Consider the following 26,281-nt stretch of genomic DNA (forward strand, 5'->3'; position numbering starts at 1 on the left):
GGGCAGGGTGGTGACCCATGCTGGCTGGACGGTCGGATTCCGGGGGCCTGCCGGGTGGCGGCGGGCGCAGAAAACGAGGCGGCGATTCTAAAGGCCTGCACGATTTTGTGCGGGCCTTCCGTCAGGCCGTGTTGGCGGGTTGCAGTGCAACACGCACAAGTAGAGCAGCCCTGATCGCGAATAAATTCGCTCCCACAGGGGGTAGTCCCATTCCTGGGAAAACCTGCCCAGCTCGAACCGCTGGTGTGGGAGCGGATTTATCCGCGATCAGCAGGCCGCGCCGTGCAACCCGCATCGCGAATGAATTCGCTCCCACAAAAGCGGCAACTGCCAATGAAAACGGCCCGCGAGGGGCCGTTGCCATTTCAGCCACGAGCATCAGCCGCCGAGGTAGGCGTCGCGCACCTTGGGGTCGGTGAGCAGCGCTTCGCCGGTGCCTTGCATGACGATATGGCCGTTCTCCAGCACATAGGCGCGGTCGGCCAGCCTGAGCGCCTGGTTGGCGTTCTGCTCGACCAGGAACACGGTCACGCCATCCTCGCGCAGCTGTTCGATGATGTCGAAGATCTGCTGGATGATGATCGGTGCCAGGCCCAGCGACGGCTCGTCGAGCAGCAGCAGCTTGGGCTTGCTCATCAGCGCGCGGCCGATGGCGAGCATCTGCTGTTCGCCGCCGGACATGGTGCCGGCGCGCTGCTCGAAGCGCTCCTTGAGGCGCGGGAACAGGTGCAGGACCTTGTCCATCTGCTCCAGGTTATCGGCCTTGCTGCCGAAGAAGCCGCCCATGGCCAGGTTCTCTTCCACGGTCAGGCGGGCGAACACGCGGCGGCCTTCCGGCACCACCGCGATGCTCTTGCGCATGATGTCGCAGGAGTCCTGGCCGACCAGCTCCTCGCCCAGGTAGCGGATGCTGCCGCTGGCCGCGCGCGGCGAGCCGCACAGGGTCATCAGCAAGGTCGACTTGCCGGCGCCGTTGGCGCCGATCAGGGTGACGATCTCGCCTTGCTGCACTTCGATGCTGACGTTGTGCAGGGCCTGGATCTTGCCGTAGAAGGTGGAGACGTTCTGGAAACTCAGCATGTTTACGCTTCCCCCAGGTAGGCTTTGATCACGTCCGGATTGTTGCGGATCTGCTCCGGCGTGCCGTTGGCCAGGGGGGTGCCCTGGTTGATCACGTAGATGTGGTCGGAAATGCTCATGACCAGCTTCATGTCGTGCTCGATCAGCAGCACGGTGACGTCGTGGTCATTGCGCAGCATGCCGATCAGCGCCTTGAGGTCCTCGGTCTCGCGCGGATTGAGGCCGGCGGCCGGCTCGTCGAGCATGAGGATGCGCGGGCGGGTCATCATGCAGCGGGCGATTTCCAGGCGCCGCTGCTGGCCGTAGGCCAGGGTGCCGGCGGGGCGGTTGGCCACCTCGGTCAGGTTGACCTGCTCCAGCCAGTGCGCGGCGTACTCCATGGCCTTCTTCTCGCTGCGGCGGAAGCTCGGCGTCTTCAGCAGGCCGGCGAGGAAGTTGGTGTTGAGGTGGCGATGCTGGGCCACCAGCAGGTTCTCCACCGCGGTCATTTCCTTGAACAGGCGAACGTTCTGGAAGGTGCGCACCACGCCCTTGCGGGCGATCCGGTGGCCGGGCAGATGCTGGATCGGCTCGTCGTCCAGCAGGATCACCCCGCCGGTGGGCTGGTAGAAGCCGGTCAGGCAGTTGAACACGGTGGTCTTGCCGGCGCCGTTGGGGCCGATCATCGACACGACTTGCTTGGGCTGCACGCTCAGGGCGACATTGTTGACGGCCAGCAGGCCGCCGAAGCGCATGGTCAGTCCGCTGACTTCAAGTATTGGCCGGCTCATGCTTTCAACTCCATATGTTGGGGCTGCACGCTGAGGGCCACGCCGTTGACGGGCTGCAAGAGGCCGCCGAAGCGCATGGTCAGCCCGCTGACTTCAAGAATCGGGCGGCTCATGGTTTCAACTCCAGGTGCGGGCGTTGCATGGGCAGCAGGCCCTGCGGACGCCAGATCATCATCAGTACCATCAGGGCGCCGAACATCAGCATGCGGTACTCGCTGAACTCGCGCATCAGCTCCGGCAGCAGGATCATCACCACGGCGGCGAGGATGATGCCCAGTTGCGAGCCCATGCCACCTAGCACGACGATGGCGAGGATGGTCGCCGATTCGATGAAGGTGAACGACTCAGGCGTGACCAGGCCCTGGCGCGCGGCGAAGAAGCTGCCGGCGAAACCGGCGAAGCAGGCGCCGAGGGTGAAGGCCGAGAGCTTGATGATGGTCGGGTTCATGCCCAGCGCACGGCAGGCGATCTCGTCTTCGCGCAGGGCTTCCCAGGCGCGGCCGATCGGCATGCGCAGCAGGCGGTTGATCACGAACAGGGTCAGCAGCACCAGCAGCAGGGCGATCAGGTAGAGGAAGATCACCTTGTTGATGCCGTTGTAGGCCACGCCGAAGAACTCGTGGAAGGTCTGCATGCCTTCGGCGGCGCGGCGCTCGAAGGATAGGCCGAACAGGCTCGGTTTCTCGATGTTGCTGATGCCGTTGGGGCCGCCGGTGATCTCGGTCATGTTGCGCAGCAGGATGCGGATGATCTCGCCGAAACCGAGGGTGACGATGGCCAGATAGTCGCCCCTCAGGCGCAGCACCGGGAAGCCGAGGATGAAGCCGAAGAAGGCCGCCATCAGCCCGGCGATCGGCAGGCACACCCAGAAGCCCAGGCCGTAGTAGTGCGACAGCAGCGCATAGCTGTAGGCGCCGACGGCATAGAAGCCGACGTAACCCAGATCGAGCAGGCCGGCCAGGCCGACCACGATGTTCAGGCCGAGGCCGAGCATCACGTAGATCAGGATCAGGGTGGCGATGTCCACCGCGCCGCGGCTGCCGAAGAACGGCCAGGCCAGGCCGACCACGATCAGGCCGAGCACCAGCCAGCGCTGGGTCGAGGGCAGGGTGAGGAAGCTGCTGGTGCGTGCCGGCATGCTTGGCAGCGCCGGCACCTGGGCCCAGGCCGCGCTGATCTGGCTGCGGAACAGCTGCCAGAAGAACATGGCGATGGCGCAGCCGGCGATGGTCCAGAGGATGGCCGGGCTGGCGCCGTGCACTTCCAGCTTGATGCCGACGGTGGTCAGCTTCAGGCCGAGTACCGGGTAGGCCACGGCCAGCACCAGCAGGGCGCTGAAGAAAGCGGTCTTGAGGTTCTTGGCGATCATACTTTTTCAACCTCCGGACGACCGAGGATGCCGGTCGGGCGGAACAGCAGGACCAGGACCAGCAGGCCGAAGGCCACCACGTCCTTGTATTGGTCACCGAAGATGTCGGCACCGAAGGCCTCGGCCACGCCTAGCACCAGGCCGCCGAGCATGGCGCCGGGGATGCTGCCGATGCCGCCGAGTACCGCGGCGGTGAACGCCTTGATCCCGGCGAGGAAGCCCAGGTTGGGGTTGATCACCCCGTACTGCATGCCCAGCAGCACCGCGGCCACGGCGGCCAGGCTGGCGCCGATGACGAAGGTCAGGGCGATGATGTTGTTGGTGTTGATGCCCAGCAGGTTGGCCATCTTGATGTCTTCCGCGCAGGCGCGGCAGGCACGGCCGAGGCGCGAGCGGGAGATGAACAGGGTCAGGGCGTACATCACGGCGAAGGTGACCGCGAAGATCAGCACCTGCATGTAGGAGATGGTCACGCTGTGCATGGCGCTTTCGCCGAACACGAAGTTGCCCGGGATCAGGCTGGGGATGGACTTGTCCTTGGAGTCCTGGGCGAGCAGCACCTCGTTCTGCAGGAAGATCGACATGCCGATGGCTGAGATCAGCGGGATCAGCCGGTTGCTGCCGCGCAGGGGGCGGTAGGCGACCCGTTCGATGCTGTAGCCGTAGGCACTGGCGACGATGATGCTGGCGGCGAACGCCGCGACCATCAGCAGGGGCAGGCTGTCCAGCCCCATGAATGTGAGGCCGGCGATGACGATGAAGGCTACGTACGAGCCAATCATGTACACCTCGCCGTGGGCGAAGTTGATCATGCCGATGATGCCGTAGACCATGGTGTAGCCGATGGCAATCAGGGCATAGGTACTGCCAACGGTGAGCCCGTTGATCAGCTGTTGCAGGTAGTGATAGAGATCAGGCATTGCCTAGCTCCTGGGTCGCTACGCAAGGCGGCGCTTGTGGCGCAGCGTATGACCGGGATTCTTCGAATAAACAAAGCCCACTGCAGGTGCAGTGGGCTCTGGGTTCAGGCGGGAAGCTTATTTAGCTTCGGTTTTGGTGCCGTCCTGGTGCCACTCGTAAACCACGAAGCTGAAGTCCTTCAGATCGCCCTTCTCGTCGAAGGCCAGGCTACCGGTGGGGGTGTCGAAGCTGTTGCTGCGCAGCGCTTCGGCGACTTTGGCGGTGTCGGTGTCGCCCGCCTTCTTGATGCCTTCGGCAATCACTTGCACCGCAGCGTAGGCCGGGAATACGAACGGGCCGCTCGGGTCCTGGTTCTTGGCCTTGAAGCCTTCTACCAGGGCCTGGTTCTTCGGATCCTGGTCGAAGGATTTCGGCAGAGTCACCAGCATGCCTTCGGAGGCCGGGCCGGCGATGGCGGAGATTTCCTTGTTGCCCACGCCTTCCGGGCCCATGAACTTGATGTTCAGGCCTTTTTCCTTGGTCTGGCGCAGCAGCAGGCCCAGTTCCGGGTGGTAGCCGCCGTAGTAGACGAAATCGACGCCGGCTTGCTTGAGCTTGGCGATCAGGGCGGAGAAGTCCTTGTCGCCGGCGTTGATGCCTTCGAACATGGCGACCTTGGTGCCTTTGCCTTCCAGGGTCTGCTTGACCGCGGTGGCGATGCCTTCGCCGTACTGCTGCTTGTCGTGGAGCACGGCAACGGTTTTCGGCTTGACGTGGTCGGCAATGAAGTTGCCGGCGGTCGGGCCCTGCAGGCTGTCCAGGCCGATGGTGCGGAATACCAGCTGGTAGCCGCGCGAGGTGATGTCCGGGCTGGTGGAGGCCGCGGTAATCATCAGGATGCCTTCGTCTTCGTAAATGTCGGACGCCGGCTGAGTGGAGCTGGAGCAGAGGTGGCCAACCACGAACTTGACTTCGTCGTTGACGATCTTGTTGGCCACGGCCACGGCCTGTTTCGGGTCGCAGGCGTCGTCGTACTTGACGCCTTCGAGCATCGCGCCGTTCACCCCGCCGGCCTTGTTGATCTGCTCGATGGCCATTTCGGCACCGATGAACTGCATCTCGCCATACTGGGCAACGGCGCCGGTAACCGGGCCTGCCAGAGCGATTTTGATGGTATCAGCTGCCATCGAATAGCTGGTCATGCCAGCCAGAGCCATGGCGGCGAACAGCTTGGATACGTGCTTGCTAGCCTTGTTCATAGTGCTCCACTCTTTTATTGGTGTTTTTCGTTGTTGTAATCCATGCGGCCAAGGCTGCAGGACCGGTTGCTACGTCCCGGCCACACCCCTGGCAACTGTACCGGCTCAGTGTAGAACTCCGTTTCCTGGCTTGAAAAGCCGGCAGGTCGGGGCAGGGTGGGTGGGTGTCGCTTAATTGAAACAAACGTACAGAATAACGGCGCGCTTTTCGCTGGCCCGACGCTCCTCGTCGGGCCTGGGCATTGGCCACTGACTTGCCTGGTGGACGACCGACGTTATCATGGCCGCCACACGCTCAACCCAATGATCGAACACGGGCACGTCATGACAGAACAACCTAGCACCCTCTATGCCAAGCTGCTTGGCGAAACCGCGCCGATCACCTGGCAGGAACTGCAGCCTTTCTTTGCCCGTGGAGCCCTGCTGTGGGTTGACGGCGCCCAGGATCTGGTCGAGGTGGCGCTGGCCGTGGCCGAGGATGACCAGGCCAAGGTGGCCGCCTGGCTGCAGGCCGGCCTGCTGGCCAAGGTCGAGGAGGCTCGTGCCGAGGACCTGCTGGCGCGCGACCCGCAACTGTGGGCAGTCGTCGTCGCCCCCTGGGTGCTGATCCAGGAGCGCAGTGCGGCGCCGAGCGTGCACTGAGAAGCGTGTCCGGCTAGCTGAGCCGAAGGTTACGGATCCCAAGGAGTATTGCCATGTTTCAACCCGGCCATCTGCATAGAAGTCATCTGCCCGGTCAGCTGCAGTTCGCCATCGACCTCTTCTATGAAGTGCGCCAGGACCCCAAGGAGGGGGCGATGCTGCACTTTCGCATGGTCGGCGAGATCGAAGGCAAGGCGTTTTGCGAGGAGTTCGACCTGCACCGCGATACGGCCTTCAACTTCGCCAGCGTGCTGATGCGAGTGGCGGCCAAGCACGGCCTGCCGACCAGCCACAACCTGATCATGCACGGCCATGACGAGTACGACCGAATGTATCAGGACATCCGCGACAAACTCGGCGCCCACCCTGGCGACCCGGTCAACTTCGACCACCTGGCCAAGGACGGCTTCTAGCAGGCCAGAGCAGGACATTCCTCAGCGCTGCCGGGCTTTTGTGGGAGCGGCTTCAGCCGTGATGCAGGCCACGCAGAAGCATCGCGGCTAAAGCCGCTCCCACATTCGTTACGCAACGTATCGAATGTGGGGCATAGCCCCATAGGCGGGTGCCGATCCACCCAATCCCAGGAAGGGTGCGGTTAAACTAGCACCACGATCTTGTGCTGGAGCCTGCTATGTCCACTTCTCTGCCAGCCCTGGCCTTCGCCGGCATCGGCCTGATGGGGTTGCCCATGACCCGTCGCCTGCTCGCTGCGGGCTACCCGCTACGAGTCTGGAACCGCTCGCCGGACAAATGCCAGGCGCTCCTCGAGCTGGGCGCGCAGCCCGCATCGGCGCCGCTGCAGCTGTGCGCCGATGCCGACATCGTCATGCTCTGCCTGGCGGATACGGCCGCGGTGCGCGAGGTGGTGTTCGGCCCCGGCGGCATCGTCGAGGGGGCCAGGGCCGGGCAGTTGCTGGTCGACTTTTCCAGCCTGGAGCCCGCCGCGACCCGCGAGATGGCGGCGGAGCTGGAGCGGCGCACGGGCATGCGCTGGGTCGATGCGCCGGTATCCGGCGGCACACCCGGCGCAGAAACCGGCAGCCTGGCGATCATGGCAGGAGGGCGGCACGAGGATATCGAGCGCATTCGCCCGATCCTGGTGCACCTGGGCCAGCGGCTGACCCGCATGGGGGAGGTGGGCGCCGGCCAGGTGACCAAGGTGTGCAACCAGATGATCGTCGCCTGCAATGCCCTGGTGATCGCCGAAGTGGTGGCCCTGGCCGAACAGGCGGGCGTCGACGCCCGCCTGCTCGCGCCGGCCCTGGCTGGCGGTTTCGCCGACTCCAGGCCGCTGCAGATCCTGGCGCCGCAGATGGCCGAGAGCCGCTTCGAACCGGTCAAGTGGCATGTGCGCACCCTGCTCAAGGATCTCGACACCGCCACCCGGCTGTCCCGCGAGCAGGGCAGCGCCACACCGATGAGCGGCTTGGCCGCCCAGTTGCTGCGCCTGCATGGCAGCCAGGGCCATCTTGAGCATGATCCGGCGACGCTGGTGCGGCTCTATCGCGAGGCGGGCGTATGAAGATCGCCGCGAACATTTCCATGCTGTTCACCGAACTGCCGTTGCTCGATCGGGTCCAGGCCGCTGCGGCGGCGGGTTTCGATGGCGTGGAAATCCAGTTCCCCTATGCCGTGCCGGCGATTGCCCTGAAGGAAGCCCTGGAGCGCGCGGGCATGCCGCTGGTGCTGATCAACCTGCCGGCCGGCGACCTGATGAGCGGCGGCCCCGGCCTGGCGGCGGTGCCCACGCGCCAGGCCGAGTTCGATGCGGCGCTGCAGGAAGCGCTGACCTACGCGGCGATGGTCCGGCCGATGTGTGTCAACGTGTTGCCGGGACGCTTGGCCGACGGCGTTTCCCGCGAGCAGGCGCTGTCGACCCTGGCCGCCAATTTGCGTAAGGCTGCAGAGGCCTTTCAGGTGCTGGGCATCCGCGTGCTGAGCGAGGCGATCAACCCGCTGGATATGCCAGGCTTTTTGATCAATACCCCCGAGCACCTCGACGAGTTGCTGCGGGCAGTCGATCACCCGAACTGCCTGGCGCAGTTCGACCTCTACCACATGGCCCGGCAGAGCCTGGATATCCAGGCGGGGATACGGCTACTGGCGGGGCGTATCGGCCATGTGCAGTTCGCCGATTGCCCTGGGAGGGGCGAGCCGGGGAGTGGGGCGCTGGATTTTCCAGCACTGCTCGGAGGGCTGCAAAACAGCGGCTATGACGCCTGGCTGGGGGCCGAGTACAAGCCGACTAAGCCGATAGTCGAATCGCTGGGGTGGATGGCCCTTTGGCACGATGCTCGCGGCGTATGATTCTTGCTCATTAGCATTGCATCGGTGCCAATCGAGTGGCTGTTGAACTGTTTTTTCGTGGTGGCAAATTGACGTCATCTGTCTGTCAAGTCTTGAGTTTAATTAAATCCTTGGCAGAATTCTCATCACTAGGCGGTGGCATAGCTTGTGCCTGCAGGGATGATCGGTTTTTTCTTTTGGAGCCTAGAGCCTGCCAGATCCCCGTGATTGCCAACCCCGCTTTCAGGTGTCCTCCGCGTTGTAAGCCGCGTCTAGAGCTTCACGCAGGGCGGAACCTGCTCAATAAAAATAATAATTCCCTGCATTTCTGTTGCTATCGAACACCTCCAACGGCATGCGCTCGCAGAGGTGAGCGGCTAGTCTGCTTGCTTGAGTCGATGCGGGACTGATTGGTCATTTTTCAGCCTTTTGGTATTTCTACTTGGTGCCGAACTACGCGAGGCTTTGTCTGTCGCATCGAGCACCATAAATATCGTTTCTTGGCGTTTCCTTAGCGCCAGCTCATGCATGGCGGGAGTCTTTGTGAACTCGAATCAACCCTTGAATCTCACTGGTTCGGATGAAATTGATCTTATTGAGCTGTTTCAGTCTCTCTGGGCCCAGAAGTGGCTGATTTCGGGGGCGGCAGCTGTAGTGGCTGCCGCTGCTGGCGCTTATGCGTTCCTGGTCACTCCAGTATACGAAGTGCAGAGCTTGCTAAGGCCGGCGCTGGTCAAGGACCTCGATGAACTGAATGGCACGGGCGTCTATACCCTCACGCCTGCGGATGCCCTGAAGAAAGTGGGCGCATCGCTTGACTCTTACGAAACGCGTCTGGGTTTCTTTCAGGCCAACAAGAGCCTGTTTGAAGGGCTGGTAAAGCCGGATAGAAGCCCGGAGCAGGCATTTGAAGCGTTCAGCCGTGAACAGTTCGTCCTGCTAAAGCCTGATCCCAAGAAGCTAGACAATCTTTCGGACTATGTGGGCATCCAGATCAGCTATCCGGAAGATCTGGACGGGGTGGCCATCACCAATGGTCTGGTGGCCTTCGCAATAAATGTGGAGCGAGAGCGTATTGCTGCCGACTTCAAGGTGGTGATCACTAACCGCTTGAGCACGGTGGAGCGGCAGATCAAGGCGGCGCGAGCAAACTACGAGGCGGATAAAGCCTCCAGCATCGCCCAGCTCAAGGAAGCGGACTCGCTCAAGCGGGCAGAGCTGCAGGATGAACTCAAGGCCTTGCGCCAACAGCTCAGAACCAAGCGCATGAACCGTATCGCCCAGCTGGATGAATCCATCGCCATTGCCAAGTCTCTCGGCATCAGCAAACCCACTACGCCGGCGGCAATGGGGGATGAAGGCCGCGCTGCTCAAGGGCAGGGCAGTGTGATTCGCACCGAAGTGAATAACCAGCAGATCCCGCTTTATTTCATGGGTACCGAAACCCTGCAGGCCGAGCGTGATGCGCTGAAAGCACGGAGTTCGGATGACTTCACTGAGCCGCGCATTGCCGAGATTGCCAAGGAACTCAAGTTGCTTGAGCAGAACCGCAAGATTGAAGTGCTGAAGAACCGCAAGGATGAGGATCTGTTCCTCAAACAGTTGGCACAGTTGCGTGAGGAAGAAGCGCGCTTGAAGGGGCTCGATTTGGACCTCTCGGCTCTCACTCTAGCTCGGGTGGATCAACCTGCTGTCCAGCCATTGAAGCCAAAAGAACCAAAGAAAGTATTGGTAATTGCTATTGGTCTTATGATGGGAGGAGTGCTTGGGGTGTTTGTTGCCTTGATGCGCTCCATGCTGGCCAAACGTTCCTCCAAGGAAGCCTGAGCTCCCTTGCGCGTGATGGCCTCAATCATGACCGCCCCAACCAGCAGCAAGCGGATGGGGTGGTGTCGCCATTTCTCCAACGCTGGGTATCGAGCCGTGACCAGCCTGACCTGCTTCAAAGCCTTTGACATCCGCGACCAACTCGGCACCGAACTCAACGAAGGCATCGCCTATCACATTGGCCGCGCCTATGCGAAGTTCCTTGATGCCAAGAAGGTGGTGATCGGCGGCGACATGCGCCTGTCCAGCGAACCGCTCAAGCAGCTTTGGGGCAACGTCTGAGCAAGAGTTATGACAGTTTTTAGCAGCTTAAGAGCCTTCTTCGGCTGATTCAGTCAAGGAATAGTTGTAGATGAAAACCCTTTGTGTGTTTGGTACTCGCCCCGAGGCTATCAAAATGGCGCCACTGGCTTTGGCCCTGGCTGCTGACGAGCGTTTCGAGGCAAAAGTTTGCGTGACGGGTCAGCACCGGGAAATGCTGGATCAAGTTCTGGGGCTGTTTGCCATTGAGCCGGATTTCGACCTGAATATCATGAAGCCCGGCCAGGATCTGACCGACGTAACAACCGCAATTCTCCAGGGAATGAAAAACGTCTTCGCTGAGTTCAAGCCAGATGTGGTGTTGGTTCACGGTGATACGGCCACTACCTTTGCTGCCAGCCTGGCTGCTTACTACCAGCAAATCCCGGTTGCACATGTAGAAGCGGGTTTGCGCACGGGCAACATCTATTCCCCGTGGCCAGAAGAAGCCAACCGCAGGCTGACGGGTGCCTTGGCCAACTTCCATTTCGCCCCCACTGCAACCTCGCAGGCCAACCTGCTGCGAGAGGGTATCGACCCCATGAGTGTCATCGTCACGGGTAATACAGTGATCGATGCCCTGCTGGATGTCGTCAAACGCCTCGACGATGATCAGGAGCTGAACGCCAAGGCCGCAGCACCCACGGCATTCCTGGATTCGGCTCGAAGAATGATCCTGGTTACTGGCCATCGCCGGGAAAGTTTCGGTGGTGGTTTCGAACGAATCTGCCAGGCACTGATGGACGTTGCCCAGCAACATCCCGATGTCGATATCGTTTACCCGGTTCACCTCAACCCCAACGTGCGCGAGCCGGTAAATCGGTTGCTCAGAGGCATCACCAACGTCCACCTGATTGAACCATTGGACTACCTGCCCTTCGTCTCCCTGATGAGCCGCTCGTACATCATCCTGACTGATTCAGGTGGCATCCAGGAAGAAGCACCCTCCTTGGGTAAGCCGGTACTAGTCATGCGCGATACCACTGAGCGTCCCGAAGCCGTGGATGCGGGCACGGTAAAACTGGTAGGCACGGATACCAGCAACATAGTCCGTGAGCTGAACCGTTTGCTGATCGATCATGACGCCTATCGCACCATGAGCTATGCCCACAACCCTTACGGCGATGGCCAAGCCTGTGCGCGGATCATTGAAGCCTTGTACAAAATTTCCTGAGTTCGCATCAGGCGTCTTTGTAGGGGCGAGCTTGCTCGCGATAGCCGATCTCAAGTACGAAAACATCTATTTAGAAATATTTAAGGATACCCATGACTTTCCAAACCATTTCCGTCATTGGTCTCGGCTATATCGGCCTGCCCACCGCAGCAGTATTCGCTTCGCGTAAGAAACAGGTAATTGGTGTTGATGTAAACCAGAAAGCAGTAGAAACCATCAACCGTGGCGAAATCCATATCGTCGAGCCTGATCTGGATATGGTGGTGCATGCAGCCGTGACAGAAGGCTACCTGCGTGCTACCACCAAACCCGAGCCGGCTGACGCCTTTCTGATCGCTGTGCCGACCCCCTTCAAGGGCGACCATGAGCCGGATCTGGGCTATATCGAGTCCGCCAGCCAGGCCATCGCGCCAGTATTGAAGAAAGGAGATCTGGTTATTCTGGAGTCCACCTCTCCGGTGGGGGCCACTGAACAGATGGCCGCCTGGCTGGCTGAGGCGCGCCCCGATCTGAGCTTCCCGCAAACCCATGGCGAACATTCCGACATTCGCGTAGCACACTGCCCCGAGCGAGTTCTGCCAGGTCATGTATTGCGCGAACTGGTGCAGAACGACCGCGTAATTGGCGGTATGACTGCCAAATGCTCCGAGGCGGCGGTACAGCTCTATAAGACTTTCGTGGAAGGCGAGTGTGTAGTTACCAATGCACGCACCGCGGAAATGTGCAAGCTGACTGAAAATAGCTTTCGTGATGTAAATATCGCCTTCGCCAACGAGCTGTCGATTATCTGCGACAAGCTAGATATCAATGTCTGGGAGCTAATCCGCCTGGCCAACCGCCACCCGCGCGTTAACATATTGCAACCCGGCCCTGGTGTCGGTGGTCACTGCATCGCGGTCGATCCTTGGTTTATTGTCAGCAAGACTCCAGAACAAGCCCGTCTGATCCGTACTGCGCGCGAAGTGAATGACAGCAAGCCGCAGTGGGTGCAGGACAAAATCAAACTGGCGGTAGCCGAATTCCTGCAGGCCAACCCGGGAAAGACCGCAAAAGAAGTCACCATTGCCTGCTTTGGCCTGGCGTTCAAGCCGGATATCGATGATCTGCGCGAAAGCCCGGCCGTTGCAATTGCCCAACAGGTTGTGGCGACCCATCCTGGTCCGGTATTAGCAGTCGAGCCAAATATCGATGAGCTGCCGAGCAAACTGGCTGGCAAGCTGGGCTTGAGTAGCATCGAGACAGCGCTAGCCGAAGCCAATGTGGTTGTGCTGCTGGTGGATCACAAGGACTTCAAGGAAATTCCAGCGAGCATTCTGGCCAGCCATTGGGTCGTCGATACCCGCGGGGTCTGGACGGCATGAAGATTCTCGTCACTGGCGGTGCCGGTTTTATCGGCTCGGCGGTCATCCGTCACATCATCCGCAACGCTCACGATGCCGTGGTCAACCTCGACAAACTAACCTACGCCGGCAACCTTGAATCCTTGGGCGAGGTCAGTGAAAGCCCGCGTTATGCCTTCGAGAAGGTTGATATCTGCGACCGGGCCGAACTCGACCGCGTATTCCGTGAACACCAACCGGACGCTGTGATGCACCTGGCTGCCGAATCCCACGTCGATCGCTCCATCGACGGTCCGGCGGCCTTTATCGAAACCAACATCGTCGGTACCTACACTTTGCTGGAGGCCGCTCGTCAGTACTGGCAATGCCTAGATGAGGCACGCAAGACTGCCTTCCGCTTCCACCACATATCCACCGATGAGGTGTATGGCGACCTAGAAGAGCCGGAAGAACTCTTCACCGAAACTACCCCGTACGCGCCGAGCTCACCCTATTCGGCGAGCAAGGCCAGTTCCGACCACTTGGTTCGTGCTTGGAACCGTACTTACGGATTGCCAACACTGGTCACCAACTGCTCGAACAATTATGGGCCGTATCATTTCCCGGAAAAGCTTATCCCGCTAATCATTCTCAACGCACTGGAGGGCAAGCCATTGCCGGTCTACGGCAAGGGTAATCAGGTGCGCGACTGGCTCTATGTCGAAGACCACGCTCGTGCCCTGTACAAGGTGGTGACAGAAGGCAAGGTAGGGGAGACCTACAACATTGGCGGTCACAACGAGAAGCAGAACATCGAGGTCGTGCAGACTCTCTGTGGGTTACTCGATGAGTTGCGCCCCGATTCGTCGCAGCGACCGCATGCCTCATTGATTACGCACGTTCCGGATCGTCCCGGCCACGACTTGCGCTATGCCATCGACGCAAGCAAGATCCAGCGCGAATTGGGGTGGGTACCGGAAGAAACCTTTGAATCCGGTATCCGCAAGACAGTCGAGTGGTACCTGAGCAATCTCGAATGGTGCCGCCACGTGCAGGACGGTAGTTACCAGCGCGAACGCCTCGGTGCAATAACTTAAGGTACAGCAACCCATGAAAGGCATTATCCTCGCCGGCGGCTCTGGCACCCGGCTGTACCCCATTACCAAAGGTGTGTCCAAGCAACTGCTGCCTATTTACGACAAGCCAATGGTGTATTACCCGCTGTCGGTGCTTATGCTGGCCGGCATCCGCGATATCCTATTGATCAGTACCCCAGATGATATAAGTGGTTTTCAGCGGTTGCTGGGTGATGGTAGGGAGTTTGGTATTCGGCTTAGCTATGCCGTACAGCCTAGTCCTGATGGGCTGGCGCAAGCTTTCATCATTGGTGAAGAGTTTATTGACAATGATTCGGTCTGCTTGGTACTGGGCGACAATATCTTTTACGGTCAGGGCTTCGGTCCTTTACTGCGGGACGCAGCCAGTCGCAGCAAAGGTGCCACCGTTTTCGGTTACCACGTCAAGGATCCGGAGCGTTTTGGTGTGGTTGAGTTCGATGCTGATAAACGTGCCGTTTCCATCGAGGAAAAACCGCTCAGGCCTAAGTCCCACTATGCAGTGACTGGCCTGTACTTCTATGACAACGACGTAGTCGAGATCGCCAAGCAGGTAAAACCCTCCAATCGTGGTGAACTGGAAATCACCAGCATCAACCAAGCCTATTTGGAGCGTGGTGACCTCAACGTCCAATTACTCGGGCGTGGCTTTGCCTGGCTCGATACAGGCACTCATGAAAGTCTGCTGGAAGCCGCTCACTTTGTTGAAACCATCGAGAAACGGCAGGGCTATAAAGTAGCTTGCTTGGAAGAGATCGCTTTTTACAACGATTGGCTCAGTGCCAACGATCTGCACCGAATCGGAAAAGCCTTAAGTAAGAACAGTTATGGCCAGTATCTGCTGTCCTTAATCAAGGAGCCCGTATGAGCGACAAGCCAGTTTTTGTTACCCAGCCCTATTTGCCTCCACTGGAAGAGTTCGTCCCTTATCTAGAGCAGATTTGGGCCAATAAAATTCTGACCAATGGTGGGCAGATGCATCAGCAGTTGGAGAAGGAACTGTGCGCATACCTCGGCGTAGAGCATGTTGCCTTGTTCAACAACGGCACTATAGCGTTGCTCACGGCGCTTCAAGCACTACGTGTGACAGGCGAAGTTATCACCACTCCCTACTCTTTTGTCGCTACATCCCATTCGTTGTTGTGGAACGGGATCAAACCGGTATTCGTTGATATAGATTCGCAAACGTTGAACCTAGACCCCGCCAAAATTGAGGCGGCCATAACCCCGCAGACTACCGCGATTATGCCGGTCCACTGCTATGGTAATCCTTGTGCTGTCGAAGCTATCCAGAAGATCGCTGACAACTACAATCTACGGGTAATCTACGATGCTGCTCATGCTTTTGGCGTAGAAGATGCGGGCGGCAGCATCCTGCGTCACGGCGACCTTAGTGTTCTGAGTTTCCATGCCACTAAGGTGTTTAATACCTTCGAAGGTGGTGCAATAATTTGCCCCGATGCCAAGACCAAGCAGCGCATCAACCACTTGAAGAACTTCGGTTTTGTCGATGAGGTTACCGTTGTTGCCCCTGGTATTAACGGCAAGATGAGTGAAGTGAATGCCGCTTTCGGTTTGTTGCAACTCAAGCATATCGACCGAGCCTTAGCTCGCCGCCGTGAGATCGACAGTATCTATCGCGAACAACTTAGGGAGATGAAAGGCATTCGTCTAGTCGAGGAAGCCAGTCAGATAAAAGCAAACTACTCCTACTTCCCGATTTTGGTTGAGGCGGACTACCCACTAAGCCGCGATGAGCTGTACCTGAAGTTGAAGAACAAGGATATCTTTGCCCGCCGTTACTTCTATCCGCTGATCAGTGAGTTTCCCATGTACAGGGGGATGCAGTCGGCACAGCGCAGTAATTTACCTGTGGCCAGCGAAGTAGCTGAGAAAGTGCTATGTCTGCCCATCTACCCGAACCTTGGTAAGCGTGAGCTTGATCGAATCATTGAAGCTCTGAAGGTTGCATGATATGGGATTGCTCACCCGTGACCAAATCGAGAATATGGGATTTTCACATGTTGGAGAGAATCCGAGACTTTCCGACAAGGCATCGTATTACAACTGTGGAAAGATAGTTATTGGCGACAATGTGCGTATCGATGATTTTTGTGTGCTTTCGGCCGGCAATGGTGGCATCGAGATTGGCAGTTACATTCACGTTGCCGTGTACAGTTCATTGATCGGCGCAGGAAAAATCATCCTGTCTGACTTTAGCAATATTTCATCCAGAGTCGCAATTTATAGCAGTAATGATGACTATAGTGGTGCCAGCATGACGAACCCGATGGTACCTGAGGAATTCACGAATGTTACTCATGCAGACGTTATCGTAGGTCGCCATGTAATTGTTGGATCAGGCAGTGTTGTGCTTCCAGGAGTAATTCTCGAAGACGGTGTGGCTGTGGGGGCGTTAAGCTTAGTTAGCAAGAACTGCCGAGCATTCGGAGTTTATTCGGGGGTACCAGTAAGGCGGATAAAGGAACGTAGGAGGGATTTTTTAGAGTTGGAAGAAGTATTTCGTAGTGTGAAATAGTAAGAAAATGAAGAAGCTAAAAATACTGCACTTGGCAAATGATGAGAAATTTATTGATCAAGCAATCAAGGCGTTTGAGCGGGCAGCGCCCGGAGCAAACGATTTATATATTTACAGTAGAAGGCCTCTAAGGTTTGTTAGGTCACCGGCAAAGATATGCTCTATTGTAGATATAGTTACAGGTAAGATATCAAAAGGTCTTTCTGAGCATGATGTTGTCATAGTCCATTCGCTCGATCCTGTTTGGTATAAAACAATTTTAAAGCTCCCGAAAGATATACCAGTAGTTTGGCTTGGTTGGGGCTACGATTATTACGATATTATATATGGTTCTAGGGAGAGAATGTTTCTACCCTTGACTAGTATGGAACTACAAAAAAAACTTCCTCAGGGAGGCTTTCGCAAGATAATAAAGTCTCTAATAAGGGAAGCGCTTTTTTCGACAAAAAAGTCAGAAATAATTCGAAGGTTAAATTTCTTTTCACCCGTGCTCCCGGCTGAGTATTGCATGGTCAATGATAAGTATTTAGGGGGGGCGTTTCCAGAATATGCTCTATGGAACTACGGAAATCTAGAAGAGGACTTGGTAAAAGGCTTTGCAGATGCCCAGGTAACAGGAAACTCCATTCTTGTTGGAAATAGTGCATCTGCTGAAAATAATCATATAGATGCATTCTCCCTTTTGTTAAGTCTAGGGGTTGATGGCCGAAAGATTGTTGCGCCGCTTAGTTATGGTGATGCGCGATATAAAGATTTAATTTTAGTTAAAGGGCGCGAGTTGCTCGATGAGCGCTTCGAGCCTTTGATCGATTTCATGCCTATAAGTGAGTATGTGCGCGTGTTAGCGTCGTGTGGTTTTGTAGTTATGAATCATATTCGACAGCAGGCTGTTGGAAATATAGTCATAATGCTTTATCTTGGCGCAAAAGTGTTTTTGCGAAAAGAGTGCCCGACTTATGCCTACTTTCGGGATCAGGGAGCAGTGATATTTTCAATTCAAGAACTAGAGAAAAATCCTGATCTGCTCAAGGATAGGCTTGACCATGAGAGCATGGAAATTAATCGTAAGATAGTAAAGCACAATTGGTCAAAAGAAGCTTCTGATAGAAAAACAATAAACTTACTAAGGCAGGCATGTAAATTCGCATAGTATGAATGTCAAAAAAATTGCTGCTTTCGCTGTTGGGCCAATCGGTGGTGCCGCGTTGGGCTTTATCACGCTACCAATTATTACTTGGTTCTACTCGGCCGAGGATATCGGCCGAGTCGCCATGCTGCAGGTTGTTTCAAGTCTATGTATTTTGCTGTTCGGCTTAGGGCTGGATCAAGCTTATGTGCGCGAATATCACGAAGCCGAACGGAAACCCGCTCTGCTGAAGATTGCTATGTTTCCGGGTTTGCTACTGCTTGTTATTGGCTTAATGTTTTGCTTTGTAGTTCCTGACTTTATTTCGAAAGCACTTTTTTCCGTGGACAGTGTGCTGATCAGCGTTCTAGTTGCATTGTGTTTCTTGGTCACGTTTATTTCGCGCTTTCTGTCCTTGATCCTGCGCATGCAGGAAAGGGGCTTGGCATTCTCAATGAGCCAGGTGTTGCCAAAGCTCCTATTTCTTTCGGTTATCGGTACCTATGTCCTTTTCTCGTTCGGTTTAGACCTCCTCCATTTAGTAATCGCCCATACGCTGTCTGTCGTGGCTGTGGCTCTAGTTTATACTTGGAATACCCGTCATGAATGGGTAACAGCTGCACAACAAAAAATAGATATCGACGAACTTAAGGCTATGCTCAAGTTTGGTATTCCGCTAATCATCAGTGGAGCTGCCTTTTGGGGACTAACAGCAGTGGATAAGCTGTTTTTACGTGGATTTTCTACCTTCGAAGAGTTGGGTATATATTCAGTAACATCTAGTTTCGCAGCAGCAGCCATTATTTTTCAAAGTATTTTCTCAACTGTCTGGGCACCCATTGTTTACAAGTGGGCTGCAGAGAAAGTCAATGTTGAAGAAATTGATGTGGTGACACAGCATGTTCTTGCTGTGGTTGTATTTCTCTTTGTGTTGGCTGGGCTTTTCTCATGGATCGTAACTTACCTGCTTCCAGAACAATACAATAAAGTTCAGTATCTTTTGGTAGCCTGCATGTGCTATCCGCTTTTCTATACTCTCTCTGAAACGACTGTAGTTGGAATTGGTATTGCTCGAAAGAGTGGTTATGCATTGATAGCATCCATCATTGCAGCGTCAATTAATTTATATGGAAACTACTTGTTAGTTCCTAAGTTTGGTGCAGTGGGCGCGGCGAGCTCGACAGCTTTTTCTTTTTGGGTATTCTTGGTCTGTCGTACAGAGCTCTCTTGCCTTGCATGGCGAAAAGTTCCTCGATTGAAGCTATATGTTGTTACGTTCGCCTGTTTGCTGGCGGCTATTGCAACATCAATTGTTGGTGAATTTTATCATGCTGTCGTGATCTCTGTATGGCTATCAATTGGGTTGGCAAGTCTTTACTTGTTTAGAGGCTCGCTGCGCGCTGCAAAGTCAATATATTTTTCGAAAATGCACGTCAAGATCAGCGCAAAAAGAAGAAGGTCGGAATAAACTAAATGTTTATAATTTTCTCATCGTTCTTCTCGTTTTTGGGGCTTTTTTTTACTGCCAAGCCTAAGCGTATTTTGTGGTTGTTTTATTTTTTTGCTGCAGCAATTCCATCGTCATCTGCTTTCGAAAAAATGGTTTCAAATTTTGGTGTGTATTATTATGAGCCATTTATATTTATTGTTGGGATGATCTACCTGCTTAAAAAGCCACGAAATTTACTGAATAAAGAATTTGGTGTGCAGTTATTAATTATTTTAGTCCTCGTCGTTTACCTGGCAATTGGTGCGGCCATATATGGGGTGGATAAATATCTTGTGAGGGAGGTGCGCTTGATTTTATGTATAGCCCTTCCGCTGCTAATGTTGCCTGCAGTTCAAAAAGTAAAATTTACAGATAATGAAATCGGCAAGATAGTAATAATTGCTTCAATATTTCATTTTTTTGCGTTTTATGCGTTCTCAAATAACATGATATCGGTGGCTAATGTTTACTATTCCGAAGAGAATCAATACAGGTACTCAGGTTTTTCCACATATCTCTGTGCGGCCTTTATAATATTCTCCGGAACCAATACGGAAAAATTCACAAAAAATATTATTTTCTATATTGCTAATATATTGGCGCTTTCTGTTATTTTGATTGCTGGGTCACGAATAATGATGCTTGGGTTGGTCCTGTCGTTGATGTTTGCGTCGATCACCAATCTTAAGCGTTTTATTTGCGCTGTAGTTGTCGGGCTTTTTGTTGGCGTCATCTTTGTTTATATGGCTCATCTATTAAATGTCGATAGGCTTAATAGTACTTTTAGCCTAGAGGGCATTGTTGATCAGGTTGTGATCAGGCTTTCCCCGGCAACAAATATCCTTGAACGCGCGGGAGTTATCCAGGCAGTTTTAGGTCATGCATTAGGGGTTACATTTGAAATTCCATGGTTTGAGTATCAAAATCTCGACACTAAACACAATACTATTGATTCCGCATATCTTACGCTATGGGTGAAAATTGGTGTATTCGCGCTCCTCTATGTGTATGCATTGATTAAAATGGCGGCATTTGGTCAAAGTGCAAGGACAAGAAAAGCGATATACGTTTTTCTATTCATAATAATGATTACTACATCCATTCCGTATCAACCGTTATTTTTTGTTTTTACTCTGTTCATGTTGACTCTAAGCAGAGTGGGCTATGGGAGGAACGAATCTAGCCATGCAAATTAAGGTTTGTCATATTGCTCATCAGACATGGCCATCTGTTTGCGGCTCTGTCTCCCGTCTGGAGAATATTTTGGCCGCCCAGAAAAAAGCGGGGGTCGATGTTTTCGTAATCAGCTCCCCATTTCAAGTGGGTGAGACTCTAAAAGATATTGAGTTGAATAATGGGGTTAAATATTACCGATGTAACTCATCCGGTAGTGGTGGTGTTAAAAATAGTCGTACCTTATTGGAGCGTATTAAGAGAGGGTTCTCGATATTTTCCTATACAAAGAAAATCTTCGATATATGCAAGCGAGAGGCCCCTGATGTAATACATGCCCATGCCACATTTTTTATGGGGATACCCGCGCTGATCGTTGGTGCTGTCTTAAGAAAACCGGTTGTTTATGAGATGCGTTCAACTTGGGAGGAGGATGTCAGTGGTGGTGTATTTATAGGCTTGCAAAGGCGGTTAATAAAATTCTTAGAATATTTTACGGGTAAGCGGAGTGGTTTGATATTTTTTGTTTCCAAGGGGATTATGCGGCATTATTATGAAAGGGATCCGGATAATTATAAGATTATATATAATGCTGTTTCTGCTCCGGGCTGTCGGCAAGAAACTAATGGATCTTCAATGCGCCTCCATTCATTTGGGTATGTTGGTTCGGTAGTTTCTTATGAGGGGCTGGAGGTTCTTGTTGAGGCTGTTGCTCTGCTTTTAAAGTGCCGGCGCGATTTTCAAGTTCATATTTATGGAGAGGGCGACGCGAGAAAGGGTGTGGTGGCGCTTGCCGAAAAGTTAGGTGTGGCGGATTTGATAGAGTTTCATGGGAGGATTGAGTTCTCCGAAATTCAGAGTGCTTACGCAGCAATTGATACCATCGTGTTGCCAAGAAGGGATCTCCCTATTACACAGAAAGTTGCAGGGCTGAAGCCAGTTGAAGCTTTTTCATACCAAAAACTGGTGCTTGCGGCGGACGTGGGGGGGATGCGAGAGCTATTCGTTGATAAAGTTCATGGTTATTTCTTTACTCCAGAAGATCCTGAGGCGCTATCGGCGCTCATGAGCTTGGTTATAGACAAGAAAGTTAACGCGGAAGAGGTCGTGGGTCGCGCTTTTGAGTATTATAAAGAGCGGTTTACTTTGGAGTCTATGGGGGGGCAATACGTTAGTTCTTACAGGAAGGTTCTCGAGAAATGAGTTTGCCTCAATCAACTAATCATGTCGTTGTTTTTGGAGTTAAGCTTTCCATTTTGGGTATGGAGGAAACAGTTGAGTATCTTGTGTCTAGTGGCAGTGCTGGTCGCCCTGTCATTAGAGAGGATCTTAATGCATTTAAGGTTTGCATGAAGGAAGATAGTTTTGATGTTAAGGATGCGCTGAATAATGCTGATATTGTAAACGCTGATGGTATGTCAGTAGTGTACGCTGTTAAGTTGCTAAAGGGTTTGAAAATACCTAGGGTCACTGGTTGTGATCTCTTTGCGAGATTGTTGGCGGAGTCACACAAAAGAGAGAAGAGGGTTTTTCTCCTTGGAGCAAAAGAAGAAGTTGTCAGGGCGCTAACTCATAAGCTCGCGGAGAGTTATTCTGCACAACTTATTGCGGGGTTTAGGAACGGATATTTTCAGAGGGCTGAGTGGGGTCAAATTATTGAGGCAATTGACACAAGCAATGCCGATTTTCTCTTCATAGGCACTCCCTCGCCCCAGAAAGAGGAGTTTCTTAATTATGCGAGAACGAAAATCAAAAGGCATATAGTTATAATGGGTGTAGGAGGTTCTTTTGATGTTTTGTCTGGGGAGATCAGAAGGGCTCCTACATGGATGCAGAACTATGGGTTAGAGTGGCTTTTTAGACTTGCGCAAGAGCCGCGGCGCATGTGGAGACGCTATTTGTTATCAAATTCGAAATTTGCTCTTCTATTGCTTCAAGAGAAACTTCAACAGTGGATCTCGAAGTGATGCTTTTTGCGTCGCTATTCACGTCTCAAGCTCAGGACACACCATTTTTCGTAAATGTCTGTTTCCCGCGCCGGTTACGGCACGCGCTTTCTTCCGCCTACCAAGGCCATGCCCAAGAAAATGCTGCCCATTGTCAATAAATCATTGATTCAGTACGGCGACGAGGAGGCCTACGAGGCCGGCTTGTAGCACATAGTGATCGTCACGGGGCGTGGCAAGCGGGAGCCAGAGGACCACTTCGACATCAGCTACGAGCTGGAGTATCAGGTCCAGGGCACGGACAAGGAGCGTTTTCTGGATAGCGCGCGCAAATTGATCGACGCCTGCCCCTTTTCCTATGCCTGCCAGGCGGAGATGAAAGGGCTTGGGCACGCGATCCTGTGCGGGTAGCCACTGATCGGTGACGAACCTTTTATTGTGGTGCTGGCCGATGATCCGTGTGTCAACCCTGGTGGCGACCCGGTACTGTTACAGATGATCGAGCTGTACCGTCCGTTCCGCTGTTCGATTGTCGAGATTCAGGCGGTCCTCCGCGAGGAGACCCAGAAGTACGGGGTGATCGCTGGCGAGATGATCCGCGACGATCTCTATCGCGTCAGCCATATGGTCGAGAAGCCGAAACCCGAGGAGACATCTTCGAATCTGGCGATCATCGTCCGCTATATCCTCATCCCCGATATCTTCCTGCTGATTGTCGACACAGAGCCCGGCAAGGGCGGCGAGATCCAGATCACCGATGCTCTGATGGAACAGGCGTAGCGGGGCGGCGTGCTGGTTTACAGGTTCAAGGGCAAGCGTTTCGACTGCGGCAGCGCCGAAGGCTATGCCAAGGTTCGAGCGATTTTATAAGAAAGGGCTGTAGGAGGGGCCGGGCGGTATTGCCCGGACTGTTCTGGCTATTTCCATAGGCTTTTAGGGCGGTGGGCATTAATATGCAGCGCCCGTTTTGGTCGTTGTTTGGAGTTTTTGTAAAGGATATGCAATCCATTCCGAGTTACCAGCCCACATTCGCCGAGCGCTATCCCGTCCCGCTGTTCGTGGCGCTGTCGGAGATGGCGCTGGTTATCGCGGCCGGGTTCCTGGCCCACTTTCTGCGTTTTGGCCATTTCGCGATGGAGGGGCGCTACAACTCGGCGACCCTGTTGGCCAGTATGGTCCTGGTCTTCTGCCTGGGCATGAGTGGGGTGTATGGCTCTCAGCGCGGTATGCCGTTTCTGCGTCAGGTCAGCCGACTGTTGATCGGCTGGTTGGCCGCTGCCGGCATACTCCTGTCCCTGTCGTTCTTCCTCAAGGTTTCTGATAGCTATTCACGGGTCTGGTTTATCGTCCTGTTGCTGATCGGCGGTTCGCTGAGCCTGCTGATGCGGCTTGTCGCATTCCTGCTGCTGCGCCAGTTGCGCTCGGGTGGGCGGAATCTCAAATCGGTATTGTTAGTGGGGGGCGGTGGCGATACGGCATTGAAGTTGAACAATGGCCGGACGCTTGGGGAATATGGTTTTACTATCGCGCATAACCTGGAGTTCGCTCGCGGTGCGCAATGGCTGGACGACCTGGTCACGGCGGTAAATGAGCATGGGGCGCATGAAGTCTGGCTGTGCTTGCCACTGAGTGAGGGCGGGGCGCTGCGCTCGATCCTCTACGCGTTACGCCATCACACGGTCGCGGTACGCTTCATTCCCGAGTGGGGCGACATTCCGTTGCTCAATCACAAGGTCAGCCATATCGCCGGGCTTTATTCGCTGGATTTGAGCTGCAGCCCGATGGATGGCCCGGCCCGGGTTATCAAGCGTCTGGAAGATATGCTGGTGGGTGGCCTGATCAGTCTAATGATCTTGCCGGTTTGTTTGGCGATCGGTATCGCCATCAAACTCACCTCGCCTGGACCGGTAGTGTTCAAGCAATACCGCACCGGCATCAATGGCAGAAAGTTCAGGGTCTACAAGTTCCGCTCGATGGTGATTCATCAGGAGTCGTCAGGGGGAGTGACCCAGGCTACGCGCAACGATGCACGAATCACCCCGTTGGGCGCTTTCTTGCGCCGCACCAGCCTGGACGAACTGCCACAGTTCTTCAACGTCCTGCAGGGACGCATGTCCATCGTCGGGCCACGCCCCCATGCGTTGGCGCACAACGAGTATTACAAGGACCTCGTCGAATCCTACATGCAGCGCCACAAGGTGAAGCCGGGCATCACCGGTTGGGCCCAGGTCAGCGGCTATCGTGGAGAGACGGACACTCTGGAGAAGATGCAGAAACGCGTCGAGTACGACCTCTGGTATATCGATAACTGGTCGTTGTGGCTGGATGTGAAGATCATTTTCTTGACGGTGTTCAAAGGCTTTATCAACAAGAACGCCTATTGAGGTTCACAGCAAAAGCGTTGATGCGGAATGTCGTACGCCCCGGTACGATGTTTTGGATTCTTGGGCGGACCGCATCCGCCTTCGCCGCCGGACGCGTGACCTCCATGGATGTGGGAAATGCCGCAAGCCCGTCAGGAACGGGCGCGGCTCTCCTACAACGGGCGAGTGAGGCCTGCTCCTGCCGGTGCACTGGTTAATCGGTGTTTGTCGTTATTCTTATGTTCGGAAACTACAGGAAGATCAGTGCTTTTTAGTCAGCGGGTTATGGGGCCAGTGGTGGGGCTGCCCAAGGTCTGGTTGTTTATCTTGGGTGTTGGGTTGTTTGTGCAACTGTCGGGCTTGTTGTTCAACAGCGATGGCAGCCGCTATGCAACCCAGACTTATTTGTTGTTGTTCGTACCCACCTTGATCCTGCTGCTGTGGCGGCGATTTGCATTGGATATCTGGCGTCAGGCCCCCGGTGTGCTCTTGCTATGCTTGCAGGCCTGGGTGCTGTTGACCGGTTCGGTCAACGCCGGCTCCAGCCACGGGCCTGCTTATTGGTTGAAGATCGATGTGCTGATTCTGCTGTATGTCTTCGCCGTGGCCAGCCTGGTAAGGCATGAGCGGGCGTTTACCTGGTTGTTGTTTGCCGGGGTGGCAATGGCCTCGGTATTTGCCTGGTTGACGCTCTATTACCAGTTTGGGGTGCTGGATAAACCGCTGGAATACAAGGTGCTACGTTACGCTGGCCGGCTGCGCGAAATGGGGTGGCGCGGGCTTGGGGATCTGAATCATCCGATTATTGCCGGCTTGTACTACGGCTTCTTTGCCGTGCTTCTGACCTATCTCCTCGTCGGTTTGAAGGTGCGTGCCTGGCAGGCGGCCTTGCTGGCTGTGGCGATGCTGGGGCTGCTGGCCTATGTCTTGCTCACCTTCTCTCGTGGCGCCTGGTTTTCCACCGCGGCGGGAGGCTTCGTCCTGCTGCTGTTGTTCCCAAATATCAAATCCCGGTCCTTGATTGGGGCCGGGTGCTTGGCAGTGGTTGTCGCTGCTTACCTTTTCTGGCCAGAGATTCAACATGAGCAGAAAGTGGGGGTCAGTGGTCGCCACCTGATCTGGGATAACTGGGCTGCGCATCTTCCCGAGTTCTGGCTCATGGGGGCGGGGGCTGGTGCGGATTTGTTCTTTAAATTTCCTGATTCTACATGGAGCGTCATACACGCCCATAGCCTCTACCTGCAACTCTGGTACGAATACGGCATCGTCGGCATCAGTCTGTTCGTCTTGTTGCTGCTGAGCCTGCTGCACAAGGGCTGGGTGTGCAGGACGCAGCCCCTGGCGCGGGTGGGCCTGGCGCTGCTGGTGTTCGCCATGGTGGCCATGGTTTCCGATGTCTATACGATCTTTCATCGGCTAAGCCCCTATTGGGTGCTGGTCTGGTTCCCGATCGGCATCCTGCTCGGGGTGCGGCCCGCGGGTAAACGAAACCGCTTCACCGGTGCTGCCAAATAGAGTTTGATCGTACCCATGCTCCGGGTGGAAGTGCAGCCCTTGACGCTTCTACGTCTACCCGCTGTGCTGTGCCAATCGACACCTCTGGA

At 54.9% G+C, this 26,281-nt stretch carries 24 protein-coding genes and 1 pseudogene; 20 read left to right on the plus strand and 5 right to left on the minus strand.

Annotated elements, in window-relative coordinates:
• Positions 1 to 378 precede the first annotated feature (378 nt).
• From F3I16_RS07710 to F3I16_RS07735, 5 genes are all read right to left on the minus strand, one after another.
• Positions 379 to 1,080 (minus strand): ABC transporter ATP-binding protein, encoded by a 702-nt coding sequence (locus tag F3I16_RS07710; protein WP_160493143.1) that lies wholly within the window; start codon positions 1,078 to 1,080, stop codon positions 379 to 381.
• 2 nt (positions 1,081 to 1,082) lie between these two features.
• Positions 1,083 to 1,850, minus strand: a complete 768-nt coding sequence (gene livG, locus F3I16_RS07715; RefSeq protein WP_160493144.1) for a high-affinity branched-chain amino acid ABC transporter ATP-binding protein LivG — start codon at positions 1,848 to 1,850, stop codon at positions 1,083 to 1,085.
• A gap of 109 nt (positions 1,851 to 1,959) precedes the next feature.
• Positions 1,960 to 3,219 carry a high-affinity branched-chain amino acid ABC transporter permease LivM gene (locus F3I16_RS07725; RefSeq protein WP_218573170.1) on the minus strand — a complete coding sequence of 420 codons (1,260 nt, stop codon included), beginning with the start codon at positions 3,217 to 3,219 and terminating at the stop codon, positions 1,960 to 1,962.
• Positions 3,216 to 4,139, minus strand: coding sequence for a high-affinity branched-chain amino acid ABC transporter permease LivH (livH, locus tag F3I16_RS07730; RefSeq protein ID WP_160493145.1), 924 nt, complete (start codon positions 4,137 to 4,139; stop codon positions 3,216 to 3,218). Before livH ends, F3I16_RS07725 begins: the two co-directional genes overlap by 4 nt.
• 117 nt (positions 4,140 to 4,256) lie before the next feature.
• Positions 4,257 to 5,378, minus strand: a complete 1,122-nt coding sequence (locus tag F3I16_RS07735) for a branched-chain amino acid ABC transporter substrate-binding protein (RefSeq protein ID WP_160493146.1) — start codon at positions 5,376 to 5,378, stop codon at positions 4,257 to 4,259.
• A gap of 324 nt (positions 5,379 to 5,702) precedes the next feature.
• On the opposite strand from F3I16_RS07735, the gene F3I16_RS07740 reads away from it, so the two are divergent.
• From F3I16_RS07740 to F3I16_RS07845, 20 genes and pseudogenes are all read left to right on the plus strand, one after another.
• Entirely contained in the window at positions 5,703 to 6,020 is a 318-nt protein-coding gene (locus F3I16_RS07740) for a DUF2288 domain-containing protein (RefSeq protein WP_160493147.1), read from the plus strand.
• A 53-nt stretch (positions 6,021 to 6,073) separates the two neighbouring features.
• On the plus strand, positions 6,074 to 6,433 hold the full coding sequence (locus tag F3I16_RS07745) for a DUF5064 family protein (protein ID WP_160493148.1): 360 nt from the start codon (positions 6,074 to 6,076) through the stop codon (positions 6,431 to 6,433).
• A gap of 218 nt (positions 6,434 to 6,651) precedes the next feature.
• On the plus strand, positions 6,652 to 7,542 hold the full coding sequence (locus tag F3I16_RS07750; RefSeq protein WP_160493149.1) for an NAD(P)-dependent oxidoreductase: 891 nt from the start codon (positions 6,652 to 6,654) through the stop codon (positions 7,540 to 7,542).
• Complete coding sequence (locus F3I16_RS07755) at positions 7,539 to 8,327, plus strand: hydroxypyruvate isomerase family protein (RefSeq protein ID WP_160493150.1); 789 nt, start codon at positions 7,539 to 7,541, stop codon at positions 8,325 to 8,327. The genes F3I16_RS07750 and F3I16_RS07755 overlap by 4 nt, the downstream gene beginning before the upstream one ends.
• A 522-nt stretch (positions 8,328 to 8,849) precedes the next feature.
• Positions 8,850 to 10,133, plus strand: a complete 1,284-nt coding sequence (locus F3I16_RS07760; protein ID WP_372239602.1) for a Wzz/FepE/Etk N-terminal domain-containing protein — start codon at positions 8,850 to 8,852, stop codon at positions 10,131 to 10,133.
• 96 nt (positions 10,134 to 10,229) lie between these two features.
• Positions 10,230 to 10,415, plus strand: coding sequence for a hypothetical protein (locus F3I16_RS07765; protein WP_160493152.1), 186 nt, complete (start codon positions 10,230 to 10,232; stop codon positions 10,413 to 10,415).
• A gap of 70 nt (positions 10,416 to 10,485) precedes the next feature.
• On the plus strand, positions 10,486 to 11,607 hold the full coding sequence (gene wecB / locus F3I16_RS07770; protein WP_160493153.1) for a non-hydrolyzing UDP-N-acetylglucosamine 2-epimerase: 1,122 nt from the start codon (positions 10,486 to 10,488) through the stop codon (positions 11,605 to 11,607).
• A gap of 92 nt (positions 11,608 to 11,699) precedes the next feature.
• Complete coding sequence (gene wecC, locus F3I16_RS07775) at positions 11,700 to 12,968, plus strand: UDP-N-acetyl-D-mannosamine dehydrogenase (RefSeq protein WP_160493154.1); 1,269 nt, start codon at positions 11,700 to 11,702, stop codon at positions 12,966 to 12,968.
• Positions 12,965 to 14,023 (plus strand): dTDP-glucose 4,6-dehydratase, encoded by a 1,059-nt coding sequence (gene rfbB / locus F3I16_RS07780; RefSeq protein WP_160493155.1) that lies wholly within the window; start codon positions 12,965 to 12,967, stop codon positions 14,021 to 14,023. The genes wecC and rfbB overlap by 4 nt, the downstream gene beginning before the upstream one ends.
• Positions 14,024 to 14,036: 13 nt before the next feature.
• Complete coding sequence (gene rfbA, locus F3I16_RS07785; protein WP_160493156.1) at positions 14,037 to 14,909, plus strand: glucose-1-phosphate thymidylyltransferase RfbA; 873 nt, start codon at positions 14,037 to 14,039, stop codon at positions 14,907 to 14,909.
• Positions 14,906 to 16,015, plus strand: coding sequence for a DegT/DnrJ/EryC1/StrS aminotransferase family protein (locus F3I16_RS07790; protein ID WP_160493157.1), 1,110 nt, complete (start codon positions 14,906 to 14,908; stop codon positions 16,013 to 16,015). The genes rfbA and F3I16_RS07790 overlap by 4 nt, the downstream gene beginning before the upstream one ends.
• 1 nt (position 16,016) lies before the next feature.
• A complete protein-coding gene (locus F3I16_RS07795; protein ID WP_160493158.1) occupies positions 16,017 to 16,580 on the plus strand; it encodes an acyltransferase in 564 nt (187 codons plus the stop codon).
• Positions 16,581 to 16,587: 7 nt separating this feature from the next.
• On the plus strand, positions 16,588 to 17,730 hold the full coding sequence (locus F3I16_RS07800; protein WP_160493159.1) for a TDP-N-acetylfucosamine:lipid II N-acetylfucosaminyltransferase: 1,143 nt from the start codon (positions 16,588 to 16,590) through the stop codon (positions 17,728 to 17,730).
• 1 nt (position 17,731) lies between these two features.
• Positions 17,732 to 19,174, plus strand: coding sequence for a lipopolysaccharide biosynthesis protein (locus F3I16_RS07805; RefSeq protein WP_160493160.1), 1,443 nt, complete (start codon positions 17,732 to 17,734; stop codon positions 19,172 to 19,174).
• Positions 19,175 to 19,179: 5 nt separating this feature from the next.
• On the plus strand, positions 19,180 to 20,391 hold the full coding sequence (locus F3I16_RS07810) for a DUF6369 family protein (protein WP_160493161.1): 1,212 nt from the start codon (positions 19,180 to 19,182) through the stop codon (positions 20,389 to 20,391).
• Entirely contained in the window at positions 20,381 to 21,571 is a 1,191-nt protein-coding gene (locus F3I16_RS07815) for a glycosyltransferase family 4 protein (protein WP_160493162.1), read from the plus strand. Before F3I16_RS07810 ends, F3I16_RS07815 begins: the two co-directional genes overlap by 11 nt.
• A complete protein-coding gene (locus tag F3I16_RS07820) occupies positions 21,568 to 22,335 on the plus strand; it encodes a WecB/TagA/CpsF family glycosyltransferase (RefSeq protein WP_160493163.1) in 768 nt (255 codons plus the stop codon). Before F3I16_RS07815 ends, F3I16_RS07820 begins: the two co-directional genes overlap by 4 nt.
• 43 nt (positions 22,336 to 22,378) lie before the next feature.
• Positions 22,379 to 23,184, plus strand: a pseudogene (galU, locus tag F3I16_RS21060) (UTP--glucose-1-phosphate uridylyltransferase GalU).
• Positions 23,185 to 23,267: 83 nt separating this feature from the next.
• Positions 23,268 to 24,698, plus strand: coding sequence for an undecaprenyl-phosphate glucose phosphotransferase (locus tag F3I16_RS07840; RefSeq protein ID WP_256670115.1), 1,431 nt, complete (start codon positions 23,268 to 23,270; stop codon positions 24,696 to 24,698).
• Between the two features lie 243 nt (positions 24,699 to 24,941).
• Positions 24,942 to 26,192 (plus strand): O-antigen ligase family protein, encoded by a 1,251-nt coding sequence (locus F3I16_RS07845; RefSeq protein WP_372239603.1) that lies wholly within the window; start codon positions 24,942 to 24,944, stop codon positions 26,190 to 26,192.
• Positions 26,193 to 26,281 lie beyond the last annotated feature (89 nt).

The organism is Pseudomonas sp. L-22-4S-12 (assembly GCF_009799935.1).
In the GTDB taxonomy this organism is placed as follows: domain Bacteria; phylum Pseudomonadota; class Gammaproteobacteria; order Pseudomonadales; family Pseudomonadaceae; genus Aquipseudomonas.

What these genes read in the sequence shown, in the direction of transcription:
- wecC (WP_160493154.1), top strand. Translation starts at nt 11,700, where the DNA reads ATGACTTTCCAAACCATTTCCGTCATTGGTCTCGGCTATATCGGCCTG.
- F3I16_RS07795 (WP_160493158.1), top strand. Translation starts at nt 16,017, where the DNA reads ATGGGATTGCTCACCCGTGACCAAATCGAGAATATGGGATTTTCACAT.
- F3I16_RS07840 (WP_256670115.1), top strand. Translation starts at nt 23,268, where the DNA reads ATGCAGCGCCCGTTTTGGTCGTTGTTTGGAGTTTTTGTAAAGGATATG.
- F3I16_RS07725 (WP_218573170.1), bottom strand. Translation starts at nt 3,219, where the DNA reads ATGATCGCCAAGAACCTCAAGACCGCTTTCTTCAGCGCCCTGCTGGTG.
- F3I16_RS07815 (WP_160493162.1), top strand. Translation starts at nt 20,381, where the DNA reads ATGCAAATTAAGGTTTGTCATATTGCTCATCAGACATGGCCATCTGTT.
- rfbB (WP_160493155.1), top strand. Translation starts at nt 12,965, where the DNA reads ATGAAGATTCTCGTCACTGGCGGTGCCGGTTTTATCGGCTCGGCGGTC.
- F3I16_RS07735 (WP_160493146.1), bottom strand. Translation starts at nt 5,378, where the DNA reads ATGAACAAGGCTAGCAAGCACGTATCCAAGCTGTTCGCCGCCATGGCT.
- F3I16_RS07745 (WP_160493148.1), top strand. Translation starts at nt 6,074, where the DNA reads ATGTTTCAACCCGGCCATCTGCATAGAAGTCATCTGCCCGGTCAGCTG.
- livG (WP_160493144.1), bottom strand. Translation starts at nt 1,850, where the DNA reads ATGAGCCGGCCAATACTTGAAGTCAGCGGACTGACCATGCGCTTCGGC.
- F3I16_RS07750 (WP_160493149.1), top strand. Translation starts at nt 6,652, where the DNA reads ATGTCCACTTCTCTGCCAGCCCTGGCCTTCGCCGGCATCGGCCTGATG.
- livH (WP_160493145.1), bottom strand. Translation starts at nt 4,139, where the DNA reads ATGCCTGATCTCTATCACTACCTGCAACAGCTGATCAACGGGCTCACC.
- F3I16_RS07810 (WP_160493161.1), top strand. Translation starts at nt 19,180, where the DNA reads ATGTTTATAATTTTCTCATCGTTCTTCTCGTTTTTGGGGCTTTTTTTT.
- F3I16_RS07800 (WP_160493159.1), top strand. Translation starts at nt 16,588, where the DNA reads ATGAAGAAGCTAAAAATACTGCACTTGGCAAATGATGAGAAATTTATT.
- rfbA (WP_160493156.1), top strand. Translation starts at nt 14,037, where the DNA reads ATGAAAGGCATTATCCTCGCCGGCGGCTCTGGCACCCGGCTGTACCCC.
- F3I16_RS07740 (WP_160493147.1), top strand. Translation starts at nt 5,703, where the DNA reads ATGACAGAACAACCTAGCACCCTCTATGCCAAGCTGCTTGGCGAAACC.
- wecB (WP_160493153.1), top strand. Translation starts at nt 10,486, where the DNA reads ATGAAAACCCTTTGTGTGTTTGGTACTCGCCCCGAGGCTATCAAAATG.
- F3I16_RS07805 (WP_160493160.1), top strand. Translation starts at nt 17,732, where the DNA reads ATGAATGTCAAAAAAATTGCTGCTTTCGCTGTTGGGCCAATCGGTGGT.
- F3I16_RS07820 (WP_160493163.1), top strand. Translation starts at nt 21,568, where the DNA reads ATGAGTTTGCCTCAATCAACTAATCATGTCGTTGTTTTTGGAGTTAAG.
- F3I16_RS07755 (WP_160493150.1), top strand. Translation starts at nt 7,539, where the DNA reads ATGAAGATCGCCGCGAACATTTCCATGCTGTTCACCGAACTGCCGTTG.
- F3I16_RS07790 (WP_160493157.1), top strand. Translation starts at nt 14,906, where the DNA reads ATGAGCGACAAGCCAGTTTTTGTTACCCAGCCCTATTTGCCTCCACTG.
- F3I16_RS07710 (WP_160493143.1), bottom strand. Translation starts at nt 1,080, where the DNA reads ATGCTGAGTTTCCAGAACGTCTCCACCTTCTACGGCAAGATCCAGGCC.